Genomic DNA, 13,869 nt, shown 5'->3' with positions numbered 1-13,869 from the left:
GAGGCGTGATGATGCGTCGCATAAATTGATAAATTGCCTAGGAGCAATGATTGATGAGTAAGCCATCCAACAACACTGAGCTAAAAAAAGAACCAAAAAACGATTTTATCCGTAATATCATTCGTGATGATATTAAAGCGCAAAAGTATGCGCAGATTGTCACTCGTTTTCCACCAGAGCCAAACGGTTACTTACATCTGGGTCATGTAAAGTCTATTTGCTTAAACTTCGGTATCGCCGAAGAGTTCGGTGGTATCTGTCATTTGCGTTATGACGATACTAACCCGACCGCTGAAAAACAAGATTATATCGATAATATTAAGACTGATGTGCAGTGGCTAGGTTTTGAGTGGGCAGGTGAAGCGTTACATGCCTCTAGCTACTTTGACCAGCTCTATAGTTGGGCGGTAAAACTGATCGAGCAAGGCGATGCTTATGTTGATCTACAGACACTCGAGCAAATCAGAGATAATCGCGGCTCGTTTAAAGAAGCTGGCACAGACTCACCGCAACGTGATGCTAGCGTAGCAGACAACTTGCAGTTATTTGCAGATATGAAAGAGGGCAAATATGCTGATGGCAAAGCGGTATTGCGTGCCAAAATTGATATGGCTGATGCCAATATGAACATGCGTGACCCTATTATCTATCGCGTGATGCATCAACAGCATCATCAGACTGGTGATAAATGGTGTATCTATCCGATGTATGACTTTGCTCATCCATTATCAGATGCTCATGAAGGTATTACTCATTCTATATGTACTTTAGAGTTTGAAGATCACCGTCCGTTTTATGATTGGGTAGTTGAGAAAGTAGGCTTTGAGCAACCGCCGCATCAGTATGAGTTTTCGCGTTTGAATGTCGATCATACTTTGACTAGTAAGCGTAAGCTCAAGCAATTGGTCGATGAAGGTATTGTTGATGGATGGGATGACCCCCGGATGCCAACGATTGCCGGTATGCGTCGCCGTGGTTACACTCCTGAAGGCCTACGTGATTTCTGTGATCGTGTTGGGGTTGCTAAAGCTGATGGCGTAGTTGATATGCGTCTACTAGAGTTCAGCATTCGTCAATCGTTAGACGATACTACCGCTCGTGGTATGGCGGTGCTAAACCCTCTAAAAGTGACTATTACCAACTTTGATGAAGCGCTCAAAGAATGGCAATCGTTAAAGGCAGAAAGCGTTACTGCGCGCTTTGATGATAACACGCAAACCCTTTGGTTAACTCAGCCTAAGCATCCTAACGTTGAAGATATGGGTGAGCGTGAGATTCCATTTACTAAAGATTTATATATAGATGCAGGTGACTATGAGATTGAGCCACCAGCAGGTTATAAGCGTCTGTCGCCTGAAAAGCCTGAAATTCGTCTGCGTAATACGTACGTACTAGCGGTGAGTGAGCATGTGCTCGATGAGAATGGCAAAGTTATTGAACTAAAAGCCACGATTGATCCGACAACTTTAGGCCAAAATCCTGAAGCTCGCAAAGTCAAAGGCGTTATCCATTGGGTATCGGCCAGCCAAGGTATTCCAGCCACGGTACGTCTGTACGAGCCGTTGTTTAGCGTTGCAGATCCAAGTAGTGTTAGTGACGTGCATGCAGCGTTGAACCCTAACTCTTTAACTCAGCTTAATGCGGTAGTCGAGCCATCATTAGTGAGTGCTGACGCTGGCACACGTTTCCAGTTTGAACGAGAAGGTTACTTTATATCTGATGCTATCGAGCATAGCCATGAGCATCCAGTATTTAACCAAATCGTAAGCTTACGTGACAGTTATAAGCCTGCTTAGACGGTTAACGAGCAGTTTAGTTTAAGCTGGTTTTTGTGAGCTAAATTAAACAATAGTAGTTTGCAACATCGCCTATTTCTAGTACGCTAGAGATAGGCTTTTTTTTGGGCAATGATAATGATGTTTATCGCTAGTTAGGATTATAAATAGTTAACACTTAACGGGAATTACTCTGATGCTCAATTTAATAACGGGTCAAAAAGCGAAATTTACTGACGCTGCCATTGCCCAGCAGTTCACCTTAGTAGTAGAGCTGACCACTAGCATGGCTACTGATGTGGCTTGCTTTGGCCTAAATGCTGAGCAGCAGCTAGCGAATGATGATTATATGACCTTTTATAACCAGCCCAAAACCCCTTGTGGTACTGTGAGCTGGCAAGCAGATAATCAGCAGCAGCGCTTCAATATCGACCTGACTAAACTGCCTAGCTCGATAGATTATTTAGTGCTGACAGCGACTATTGACGGTCAGGCGACTATGCGTGAACTTGGGGCAAGCACAGTGAAACTTGAGCAAGCAGGGCAAGTATTAGCCAGTTATACATTCGATGGTAGCGGCTTTGATAATCAGCGTGCTGTTATGCTATTACAAGTTTATCGCAAGAGTGGCATTTGGCGTATTAACGCTATTGGTCAAGGATTCAACGGTGGTTTGAGTGCGTTAGTGACGCATTTCGGTGGTGAGGTAGCTGAGGATGATGAGCAAGCTAACACTGTTATTGACAGCCATATCAATGCCAGTAATAACTCTCTAAGCCCTACAAGCCCTACCAGCACTACAAACCCTGCTAGTTCAACGAGCAGCGTTATCAGTAACTCGCCAGCGCTTAATCTAAAAAAAGTAACCCTCGACAAACCCGGTCGCGAGCACCGAATTACTCTTACTAAAGGGGATAATGAGCATTTAGTGGTAGAAGCGATCTGGATGGATAATGGTGATGCTAGTGCAGATAATGATGACTTAGATTTACGCGTTGGGATATTGGCTCACCACAGCAAAGACATGAGTTATATCCATGCTCCTGCGCAAATTGGTAGCTTAACGACTATGCCTTTTATCCAGCATCAAGGCGATATAAAAGTTGCTAGCATTAATGAGCCTGGCAAGGAGATAGTGTTAGTCAATCCAGCTATCGCTAAATATTATGGCGGCAAAGTAGCCTTAGTATTCTCAGTCTACTCAGCAGTGTCAAACGGCATGGTCTCTATCGCCTCATTACAGCCAAAAATGCGCATGCAATATAAAGATCAAGTCGTCGAATGTGTATTTAATATAAAAGCTTCCGCTAAAGCCAAAAGTAATTTGGTTTATACTTATGTCATTGGTATAGCGATCATTGATGAGCAAGGCATTACTTTGCAGCACTCAGGTGAGGTTAGTAAGCGTATGAGTGAGGCGACGCCAAGATTGATGTGGAAAAAAGATAAAGTTGAGTTAAAAATTGACGGTGCACCGATGTTTAAGGCCAACTAGTATTCAATGGTTAATCAATAGTTAATCAACAATTATTTTGCAATCGCTGGTTTTATGATGCTTTTTTAACACAGCCTGCCTTATGATAGCTGACTAGTGAATGCATTAGTCATCGCTAAGCGGCAAAAGCGGGTAGATGAGTTGCTTATCCATAACTGGAATAAGCGCATTACAATCGGTCACAAGACATTCATAACCAATTTGTTAAGCTAGAGGAGGTTTTTGACTGAGGCGTTGCTAATAATGATTAGCCAGCTGCATGTCATTCTTCCTAATACAGTATCCCTATAAGTTTGAATATTAACGCTCATCCTTTAATAAACCAAATTTAATAAATCAATTTTAATAAATGAATCTCAATAAATAAGGAATTAGCAATGGCACATTTACGATTGGGCGATAGCGCTCCAAATTTTGATGCAAGCACTACTGATGGCGATATCAACTTTTATGATTGGGCCGGTGATAAATGGGTGGTGTTTTTCTCACATCCAGCCGATTTTACCCCAGTATGTACTACTGAGCTTGGCCGAGCTGCTGCCTTGAATGGCGAGTTTCAAAAGCGTAACGTTAAGCCAATTTGTATCTCAGTGGATGGCTTAGACGATCATCATGAGTGGGCAAAAGACATCGGTGAGACTCAAGGTACAGCATTGAACTTCCCAATTATCGCTGATCCTAATAAGGATGTGGCGAATCTATATGACATGTTGCACCCTAACGCTAGTACTACTGCTACTGTCAGGAGTGTGTTTATTATCGATCCAAATAAAAAGATTCGCCTAATTTTGACTTACCCTGCTAGCTGTGGCCGTAACTTTGATGAGATTATCCGAGTTATTGATGCCCTGCAATTATCTGATAAATATAATATCGCTACCCCAGTAGACTGGAAAGATGGCGATGACGTTATTATTCCGCCAAGCGTTAAAAACGAAGATATCGCTGCTAACTATCCAAAAGGTCATACTGAAATCAAACCGTATTTACGTACTACCCCTGCGCCTAACAAATAAGCTATTCATTAGTCTTAATAGTTAAATGCAAAGTACAATTAATCGCATTTTATCTATATTAATCAATATGATAAATACTATACAAAAGCCCCATAGCCTCAGGTTGTGGGGCTTTTGTGATTTTTCCACAAGTGTCAGTAGGGTTTTGCTATGATAAGAGCAGTAGGGTTACTATTAATTTAATTTAATTTTAAAGACTACTACTTAATGTTTATCAGCAAAAACTATAAGCACAGGCTGTCGCTCTCTGACATTACTTACTAGGAATATATCATGAAAAAATTATACGTTTCTCGCACCGCACCTAATCCACGTAAAGCGCTAATTTTATTAGCTTCCAAAGGTATCGATGTCGATGACATGGACGACTTAGATGTGGTAGATATTGATATTACTGCTAATGAGCATATGACTGAAGCTTTTACGGCAATGAATCCTATGCAGACTGTACCAGTGATGACTTTGGATGATGGTACAGTGCTTAATGATTCACAGGCTATTTGTGAGTATTTAGATCGGGTCTATGGTGAACGTTCAGTGATGGGTAATGATGTAGTACAGCGTGCCCAAGTCTGTGCTATGCGCCGTATTGCCGAATTTGAAGTGTTATATAATTTTATGCTAGCTTTTCAGCATAGTCATCCATCCAAAGCAGCACGTGTTGATCAAGTGCCTGAGTTTGCGCAGAAGTCTACTGCTCGAGCAGTTGCTGCCCTACCTTACTTTGACAATGTGCTCGAAGGGCGTGATTACCTTGTTACTGATCACCTAACTTTTGCTGATATTGTCTTATATATAGGTCTTGATTTTGGTAAAGCGCTCAAAGTAAACCCAACCAAACAAGGCGATAACTTGGCGCGTTTTTATCAGATGATGCATGAGCGTTTTAGTATTCAAAACATGGCAAAAGCCAAAGATAGCGCTGACGACTAATAAATAAGCAATACAAAATAAGCAATACAATAGGTACCATTATGAAGCCAATAACCAAATCAGCCAAACTAGTCTGGTTGCCAAGTTTACTAGCCGCAAGCTTAGTATTAAGCGCCTGTAACAATACCTCTCAAAACAATGATCCTAAGGTTACAGCTAATACTACTAGTGATGTTGTGGCTGATCCTACTGTGACTGCCACTGATACTACCAACGCTGTTCCTGCAACTGCTGAGCAAACCATGATTGATAATCTTCCTCGCTACCGTTGGATTTTAGCTACGGCTATGGATAATAATAACCAGCCTTTGAGCGCCCTTATGGCGATCAAAGATCAAGTAACTTTAAATTTTAATCAGTATCAAGGCCAGAACAGTGTTAGCTATAGCGTTGGCTGTAATACTATGGGCGCCGCTTATCAGCTAGAAGATCAGAAGCTTAGCATCGAGGATAGCATGAGCACCAAAATGTCCTGTGGCGACTTAGATATAGTTGAAAACCGTTTAAATGAGTTGATGCAAGGCGACAGTGAACTAAGCTTAGTGGTAGGAGAGGTTACTGAATTAACTCAAGTGACTAGCGATGGCGTTACTTTAGTATGGACTGGGAAAATGACCCCACAAGCTAAATATAAAGGTAAAGCGGAGACTGTGTTTTGGGCAGTAAGTGCCAATACTAAGCCTTGTGTAAATAATAACGGGCAGATGTGTTTGCAAGTAAAACCGGTTACTTATGATGAACAAGGAAGGAAAATCAACGAGGGAGCAGTAGTAGAGTTTGCGGGCACTATCGATGGTTATGAGCACGATAATACTCAGGATCAAGTATTACGTTTACAGCGTTTCAAAACTGAAGCTGATACAGTGCTGGTAGACAATATAGATTCAGAATATGCGTATGTTCTAGATACCGTCATAGAAACAAGCGCTATCAGATAGCTTTTTATTATTTATTAGAATAGCTAATAGCTAATAGCTAATAGCTAATAGTTAAGTAGCTATTTAAGTTACAAGCTTTACGCTAAAAGCTTGAGCTAAAAAACGCGTTATGATCAACAGTAACGCGTTTTTTTTCCGTTAACAGCCTTATTACTGAACTTCTACTTATTCCTGATCTTCTATGAGTATTTAAGTGATAGAACTTGCTGTCATAGGATAGTAGTTATCTAAGGCTATTGAGGGTTATCTAAGATTGTTTAAATCCTCTTCGGTAAGGCGCCAACGACCCTTCTTTTTAGAAGCACCACGTCCGCTTAGGCCGCTATTTAGTAATAGCTTATTCATAGAGTGACTTGAATGAGCATGGCAGATAGCACAAGCTAAACCGTCTGCTGCATCCTGTTGTGGCACCACATCTAACAATAAGATACGACAAACCATCTCTTGAACTTGCTCTTTAGCGGCAGCACCATAGCCACAGACGGCTTGTTTTATTTGACGAGCAGTATATTCTGATACTTCTAAGTCCAAAGCCACCATAGCCGCAATAGCCGCGCCACGTGCTTGTCCCAGCTTAAGGGCTGAGTCTGGATTCTCTGCCATAAACACTTGTTCAATAGCAGTATGAATAGGCTCGTTGGCATACTTGATATGATGTTGTGTGATGCGTGTTAGACCGTTAAAAATACGTTTAAGACGTTCGGGCATCTCTTTAGTGTCAGTGCGTATAGTCCCTGCATCGATATAAGTTAGTTTGTCGCCCGTTTGTTGGATGATACCGTAACCGGTCATACGTGAGCCGGGATCAATCCCAATTATAATTGCCATAGTTTTCCAATTCAGGATTGTAATTAAGTAGTCTATACTGCTTAGCTTTTATTGTATGGCTTATTATTTATTCACTTAAAAATAGGCCATAAGTTTGATAGTATAACAAGCCATCCCCATATACATCATAAGTTAGGCCATTTAATTTGCTTAGTAGTTGATGTATGTGATGGTTAATATAGTTATTTATGTATTTTTAATTTTATAGGACGGTAGTTTATGGGTCAGATAGTGGGTATTGCCATCGTTTGGTTTATTATTGAGATGTTGATCTGGTATTTACTGGCTCAATTCATTAGTGGCTGGCTAGTATTTGGTTGGTTTATTATTGCCGCTGTTATTGGTATCTCTTTTATTCGTAAAGGTATGGCTTCCCTCAATCCTATGGCGCAGCAAATGAAAGCTGGTGGTATGATGAATGCTTCAATGCGCCCTGAAGAGTCGACTATGCTTAAGAGTGTAGCAATGGCGGTTGCTGGTATTTTGTTATTGATACCGGGTGTCATTAGTGATCTGTTGGCTCTGTTGGTAGTCCTACCACCCGTACAAAAGCGCCTTAAAGATATGGCTAATAAGTACGTAATGAATAATCAGCAAAAAATGATGGCCATGATGGCTAAGCAAATGGGCGGCGCTGGTGGTATGGGTGGTCAAAATCCGTTTGGTGGTATGGGCGGTGGCCAAAATCCTTTCGGTGGCATGGGTGGTCAAAACCCATTTGGTGATGCTGGTGGCCAAAATCCGTTTGATAAGCAACAGCAAAATCCATTTGGTAATGTGTTTAAGCAGCATACTACTATTGATGGTACTGCCAAAAATATCCCTAAAGATGTCAAAAAGATCACTCAGTCTGCTAATGACGAGTAGAAGTATCTTTGATAAATATGCAGCTAACAGTGATGCTTATGATGAGTGAGAGCGCTTTTTATAAGCACACTGTATGATAGGGATGCTAGTCTAAAACAGCAGTCGCTGGTAGATTACGCAAGAAAAAGCCCCTGACGCTAATAACGTTAGGGGCTTTTTAGTGAGTCTCAATATTAGCTATTTAAGCAATAATAATCCTCGAATTAAACAACCGAAATGCCGCTGTGGGATGGTGACCCATGAACCGTGAAGTTCAGGGCGGATGCGTCATTGCCTCGGCAGGTTTCCTGATACACTGCAAGCAGTGCAGGCATACACAATGAAGCAATAGGTAGCGCATCCAGGTAAAGCATTATCGGCTCAGGGAAATAGCATCCACTCGCCAACACTTCAGAATAACCTAATACTACCCAATGAGATAAGCAATTGCAAGTTTGTTTTATAGTTATCGGTACAACCATTAGCAGATATATAGGCGCTTATTTAATAATATAATGGCAACAATAGCCGTGATAGCCCTTATTAGCTAAGGCCTACAGTTGAGTAGCTGTTATTAAGTTATCATTAGCACTCATAACCATAAGTCATGGCTTTTAGGACTATGCCTATTTTTATTTATACCGTTTAACAGTATCTCTCATATGCTAAGTTATAATATATTTTTTCAATTTTGAGTTAAAAAAGGTTGAATTTTCGGCTATTTTAAGATTTGTGTTAAGATAGACAGCTTTATATCTTGATCCTATTAATTTATGACCGACGTTCATCCACTTGAGGAGCGGTAATCTATGACTAATAAGCAACAATCAGAGTCTAATGACCAGAGTAGCGACCAACAACATAAAAAAGTACCTCGTGTATTAATGATATTAGATGGTTTTGGCCATCGTGAGGACGAGAATGACAACGCTATTGCTGCTGCTCATACTCCTAATCTTGATAGAATCTATCAGCAGTATCCCCATGGCCTCATATCAGGCTCAGGTGAGGATGTAGGATTACCAGATGGACAGTTTGGTAATTCAGAAGTTGGTCATATGAATCTGGGTGCGGGCCGAGTTCTTTATCAGGATTCAACCCGTATTTCAAGCGAGCTTGCTAACCGCGAATTCTATAAAAATGAAGCGCTAGTTGGCGCGGTAAATGCTGCCAATGAATTAGGGGGTAATGTCCATATTATGGGCTTACTCTCTGATGGGGGCGTGCATGCTCATCAAGACCATATTGAAGGCATGTGCCATTCAGCTTTAGTTCATGGTGCCAAAAACGTCTTTATACATTGTTTTTTAGATGGTCGAGATACGCCGCCTAAATCAGCTGATAAGTATATTAATCGCCTACGTGAATATATTAATAAGCTCAATGCGCATTATGAAGGCCGAGTACAGATTGCCAGTATTATCGGTCGCTACTATGCGATGGATCGAGACAATCGCTGGGATCGAGTCCAAAAAGCCTATGAGCTGTTGACAGAAGGCAAGGCAGATCGCCTGTCAACTCGTGCTGATGGTGCTGTACAAGCTGCTTATAAAGCTCGTGAAACTGATGAGTTTGTTAGTCCGACTACGGTTATTGAACATGGCGAGACTCCTTTCACTGTTGAAGATAACGATGCGCTGATATTTATGAATTTCCGTGCAGACCGAGCGCGTGAATTGGCTCAAGCTTTTGTATTGCCGGATCATGAGTTCTCGGGGTTTGCGCGTCATAAGCGTCCTAAACTTGCCGCTTTTGTAATGCTGACTAAGTACTCAGATATTCTAGCGGATAACAGTAAGACTAGTATCGCTTATTATCCGACTTCATTAAGTAATACGTTAGGTGAATACTTACAAGATCAAGGCAAGACGCAGTTGCGTATCGCTGAGACCGAAAAGTATGCGCATGTGACTTTCTTCTTCAGTGGTGGTCAAGAGGCGGAGTTTATCGGTGAAGATCGCATATTGATACCATCCCCTGATGTGGCCACTTATGACTTACAACCGCAGATGAATGCCCCAGAAGTCACCGATAAGCTGATAGCGGCCATCGACTCTGGTAAGTATGATGTGTTGATTGTGAATTATGCTAATGGTGATATGGTCGGGCATACTGGTAACTTTGCTGCGACAGTACAAGCAGTAGAAGCCCTAGATGTCTGCGTAGGACGAGTTGAAAAAGCCATTCGTGCTGCCAATGGGGAGATGCTGATCACAGCCGACCATGGCAATTGTGAGCAGATGCAGGACTACGATAGTGGTCAAGTGCATACTCAGCACACTACTGAACATGTGCCGCTTATCTATATTGGTGCACAAAAATTGCAGGTGCGTAACGGTGGTAGATTAAGTGATGTAGCTCCTACTATCCTAGGCCTAATGGATTTAGCCCAACCTGCTGAGATGACTGGTGAGAACCTATTAATTCCAGCAGTTTAATATTGATTAACGGTTACTATATTTTCGGGCTTTGTGAACTCTGCTAGTCCTTTTAACTTTGATTGCTATAACCTCTTTAATTGCTGTAACAGCTACTAGATTTTATCTAGTGCTAATAGACAATAGCCATTAGGGTGTAGCAGTGCGTCATGTATAGAAAAAAAGCGAGGATAAGCATTATCTTCGCTTTTTGCTTTGCGCTTTTCTATCTTTGCTAATGATACTCATTGTGCTTGCAATAATGATATAGAGTAAGGGTTAAGGTTAATGCTATCTTATCTTTGTTTGGCTAGTATTTGTTCTGCAGTATTCAGTAGTGATCGATTATTGCGCTAGTAATTATTTTATGGGTTTTTATTATTTTAGATGAGTCAATTTATGGGTTTATATGCTTGTGAACAGTCAAAAACAGGTACTGGCTCTAGGACGGTACTACTAAGCTACTTATTTAGTGCCTGTTGCGCCTTCAGTGTAGTACAAACTGCAACAGCAGCACCAGTAACTACTGTTAAGACTACTAATCCTACTGCCAGCTTGCAGCTTATAGACTTGCAAGGGGATGAAAACGAGGTGTCAGCAGATAATGGAATGGATACTCTAGAAGATGATGACAGTGGCATAAATACTAGCGATAAAACTGGGGGTTGGCTAGAAGGCGAACGCGCAGACAGTAACCCTCTAGTGGACAGTACTGACTACAATGAATCGATAAATACGGATATCCCAGTTGAAGTCGATCAGGTCTCTTTGAATGCAATCTCCCCTCAAACGCTGAAGACTTTTGTAGCTTTAGTAGATTTAGTACGCCGTGACTATGTGGATCCGGTGAACGATGAAGAGCTATTTGAGAACGCAATGAGCGGTATGTTGACTAAACTTGATAGTCATGCTGAGTTTTTGGATGCTGAAGCTTATGAGAATCTGCGGGCTTTTACCGAAGGTGATGTCGGTGATATTGGAGTAAAGGTCAGTTATAAAGCGGAAGAAGGATATTGGGTAGTCGTTGAAGTAGCGGATGATTCACCAGCGGATAAAAAAGGTATTACAGTAGGTGATTACATTCATCAGATCGATGAATTTAAGTTGGATGAAGACAAGCAAACTAACGATATCGTGCAGCTACTATCAGGTGTTGCTGGGACTCAAGTTGACATAGTAATATCGAAAGCAGGTCGTCGCAAACGCACTATCACCCTACAGCGTAATAACAATCATCCACAAGCTATAGAGACGCGCTTAGTCGATGGCATAGCTATTATAAAGCTACCTACTTTCCAAAATAACAGTCGTGAAAAAGTCTTACAAAGCTTGACCAGTTTGGACGCACCCGTATCAGGTATTCTATTAGATCTACGCGACAATCCGGGTGGGGTTCTGACTTCAGCGGTGCAGATTGCCAGCCTGTTTATGGATAACAGCGATATCGTGCAAATAAAAAGCCGTGAAAGCGCATTACGTACTTTATCTACTCGCGGTAGTGCTTTATTTAAGCCTTTACCGGTCGTAGTGCTACAGAATCGTTATTCAGCTTCAGCAGCTGAAGTATTGGCCAGTAGTCTGCAAAGCCAAAGGCGCGCTATGATTGTCGGCGAAGTCAGCTACGGTAAGGGTTCAGTACAGTCCGTTATACCGCTTAACAATGAACAAGCAGTAAAATTAACCGTTGCTCATTATCTGACTGCAACTGGTGAAAAAATAGATGGTATCGGTGTACAGCCTGACGTTACTTTATCGGGTAGTGAGAGCAGCTGGGAGCAACAAGCGCTGGATTTATTACGTCAACAAGTGAAGACATCAGGTATTCGCTTTGTGCAGCAAAGCCCAGTCGTTGATAGTGAGCTTAAGCCAAAGGTTGCAGAGTAAATTATTCTAACAGTAACGGTTTAATATCCCCTAAGGTTAATAATGAACAACGCTCTACTATTCATCATCAATCTCTAGTTTTTTCATCCGGTAACGCAAGGAGCGAAAGCTAGTACCTAATAATTCAGCAGCTTGGGTTTTATTACCCTCGGTTTGTTTGAGGGCGGCGATGATTAGACGCTTTTCCTGCTCCTGCAGATAGGTTTCTAAGCCGCTTGCAGGCAACTGTACAGTATCACCAGCACTGTGGGTGGAAGGCGTTGATTGCGGGCTAGTTGCTGCACTGGCCGACTCTCCAGAGCTGGCAAGCGTTTGAGCATTATTAATAGCCTTATCATGTTGCATAGGGGCGGCGTTGCTGACAAGGGTAGTGTTATTTGACGAGCTAATAGCAGTAGGGTAAGTTTGGCTACTAACCCGATAAGGATGTAGATTGGTAGTAGTAGACTGAGCACTGTTATTTTTTACTGTATTTGCATTATTTTCTGAACCGTAGCTGTCGTCAGCAACTTGAGCAACTGGCATTGGTTCAGTAGCGTCTACTAGTCCTAAGTGGGTAACATCGATAACATCAGTCTCTGATAAAGTAATCGCTCTTTCGAGGACATTGCGCAGCTCACGTACGTTACCAGCAAACGCATGCTGTTGTAGACGTTGATAAGCACTAGCGCTCAATTGTGGTGCAGTCGACAGTTGCCATTCTTTAGCAATCAAAGCCAAAAAATACTGAGCTAAAGCTGGAATGTCATCACGACGCTCATTGAGTGCTGGTAGCGTTAATTCAATCACATTAATACGATAGTATAAATCTTGACGAAAATCGCTGTCCTGTACTAATTGGCTCAAATCTTTATGAGTGGCTGAGAGAATGCGGATATCTACTGGCACCTCCTTAGTATCACCAATAGCTCGTACAGTCTTTTCTTGAATAGCCCGTAATAGCTTAACTTGCATAGGTAAGGGTAAGTCTGCGACTTCATCTAAAAATAAAGTCCCACCATTGGCTTGTTGAAACAGACCTAACTTATCGGCTACCGCCCCAGTAAAGCTGCCTTTTTTGTGACCAAAAAACTCTGATTCCATTAGCTCTGAGGGTATTGCGCCACAATTCACTGGCACAAAACTGCCATCACGGCGTGGACTCAAGTCATGGATTAGCCTAGCTACTACTTCTTTCCCTGTGCCTGAGGCACCTGATAAAAACACTGGAGCTTGTGAACGCGCTAGCTTTAGGATAGTTTTTTTGAGGCTTTGCATCACGGCTGCATTACCAATCAATCGGCTATCTAATAGCTGCTGTTCAGGACTTTGAGTGCTGGATGTTTGATCATCAGTGTCTTGACGTACTACTTTTAGAGCATTTTCGATTAATTGACGCAGACGAGGCAGCTCAAGCGGCTTATTAACGAAATCAAAAGCGCCGAGCTTGAGTGCTTCGATGGCTAAATCCATACTACCAAAGGCAGTGATCACCGCTACTGGTGTAGGGGAGCTATTACTGATTTGTCTGACTAACTCTAGTCCTGAGCCATCGGGAAGTTTAAGATCGGTCAAGCAAAAGTCGTATTGGTTTTTTTCCCAAAAGAGCTGAGCCTGCGCTAAAGTATAAGCAACATCGCACTTGATACCCATTTTAGTCAAAGTGATCTGCATCAATCGGCATAGGTCCATTTCATCATCAACGACTAACGCAGTTGCTGTCATATATAACCTCGTTTATTCAAAAGTACTAAAGAT

At 41.9% G+C, this 13,869-nt stretch carries 10 protein-coding genes and 1 other RNA gene; 8 read left to right on the top strand and 3 right to left on the bottom strand.

Going from position 1 to position 13,869, the window contains the following annotated elements:
* The first annotated feature begins 53 nt into the window (after positions 1-53).
* The 5 genes from KZA12_RS05510 (at position 54) to KZA12_RS05490 (ending at position 6,157) form a co-directional block, all read left to right on the top strand.
* Positions 54-1,796, top strand: coding sequence for a glutamine--tRNA ligase/YqeY domain fusion protein (locus KZA12_RS05510; protein WP_218689510.1), 1,743 nt, complete (start codon positions 54-56; stop codon positions 1,794-1,796).
* A gap of 175 nt (positions 1,797-1,971) precedes the next feature.
* A complete protein-coding gene (locus tag KZA12_RS05505) occupies positions 1,972-3,270 on the top strand; it encodes a TerD family protein (protein WP_218689509.1) in 1,299 nt (432 codons plus the stop codon).
* Positions 3,271-3,647: 377 nt separating this feature from the next.
* Positions 3,648-4,286, top strand: a complete 639-nt coding sequence (locus tag KZA12_RS05500) for a peroxiredoxin (RefSeq protein WP_201623641.1) — start codon at positions 3,648-3,650, stop codon at positions 4,284-4,286.
* Positions 4,287-4,559: 273 nt separating this feature from the next.
* Positions 4,560-5,219 carry a glutathione S-transferase family protein gene (locus tag KZA12_RS05495; RefSeq protein WP_218689508.1) on the top strand — a complete coding sequence of 220 codons (660 nt, stop codon included), beginning with the start codon at positions 4,560-4,562 and terminating at the stop codon, positions 5,217-5,219.
* A gap of 41 nt (positions 5,220-5,260) precedes the next feature.
* The gene (locus KZA12_RS05490; protein ID WP_218689507.1) at positions 5,261-6,157 is read left to right on the top strand and encodes an META domain-containing protein; all 897 of its coding nucleotides are present in this window, start codon (positions 5,261-5,263) and stop codon (positions 6,155-6,157) included.
* A 243-nt stretch (positions 6,158-6,400) separates the two neighbouring features.
* Here KZA12_RS05490 and ruvC read toward each other — a convergent pair whose 3' ends face one another.
* Positions 6,401-6,985 (bottom strand): crossover junction endodeoxyribonuclease RuvC, encoded by a 585-nt coding sequence (ruvC, locus tag KZA12_RS05485; protein WP_201623644.1) that lies wholly within the window; start codon positions 6,983-6,985, stop codon positions 6,401-6,403.
* Positions 6,986-7,204: 219 nt separating this feature from the next.
* Here ruvC and KZA12_RS05480 point away from each other — a divergent pair, with 219 nt between their 5' ends.
* Positions 7,205-7,852: an FxsA family protein gene (locus tag KZA12_RS05480; protein ID WP_218689506.1), complete on the top strand. Its 648-nt coding sequence runs from the start codon at positions 7,205-7,207 to the stop codon at positions 7,850-7,852.
* A 204-nt stretch (positions 7,853-8,056) separates the two neighbouring features.
* Here KZA12_RS05480 and ssrS read toward each other — a convergent pair.
* Positions 8,057-8,252, bottom strand: a non-coding RNA gene (gene ssrS, locus KZA12_RS05475) — 6S RNA.
* A gap of 388 nt (positions 8,253-8,640) precedes the next feature.
* On the opposite strand from ssrS, the gene gpmI reads away from it, so the two are divergent.
* Together gpmI and KZA12_RS05465 are read left to right on the top strand one after the other, a co-directional pair.
* On the top strand, positions 8,641-10,269 hold the full coding sequence (gene gpmI / locus KZA12_RS05470) for a 2,3-bisphosphoglycerate-independent phosphoglycerate mutase (protein WP_218689505.1): 1,629 nt from the start codon (positions 8,641-8,643) through the stop codon (positions 10,267-10,269).
* Between the two features lie 378 nt (positions 10,270-10,647).
* Positions 10,648-12,132, top strand: coding sequence for a S41 family peptidase (locus KZA12_RS05465; RefSeq protein WP_256932836.1), 1,485 nt, complete (start codon positions 10,648-10,650; stop codon positions 12,130-12,132).
* A 57-nt stretch (positions 12,133-12,189) separates the two neighbouring features.
* On the opposite strand, the gene KZA12_RS05460 is transcribed toward KZA12_RS05465, so the two are convergent.
* Positions 12,190-13,836, bottom strand: a complete 1,647-nt coding sequence (locus KZA12_RS05460) for a sigma-54 dependent transcriptional regulator (RefSeq protein WP_218689503.1) — start codon at positions 13,834-13,836, stop codon at positions 12,190-12,192.
* Positions 13,837-13,869 lie beyond the last annotated feature (33 nt).

The organism is Psychrobacter sp. BF1 (genome assembly GCF_019279065.1).
In the GTDB taxonomy this organism is placed as follows: domain Bacteria; phylum Pseudomonadota; class Gammaproteobacteria; order Pseudomonadales; family Moraxellaceae; genus Psychrobacter; species Psychrobacter urativorans.
This window is presented reverse-complemented; position numbering and strand designations above follow the sequence as displayed.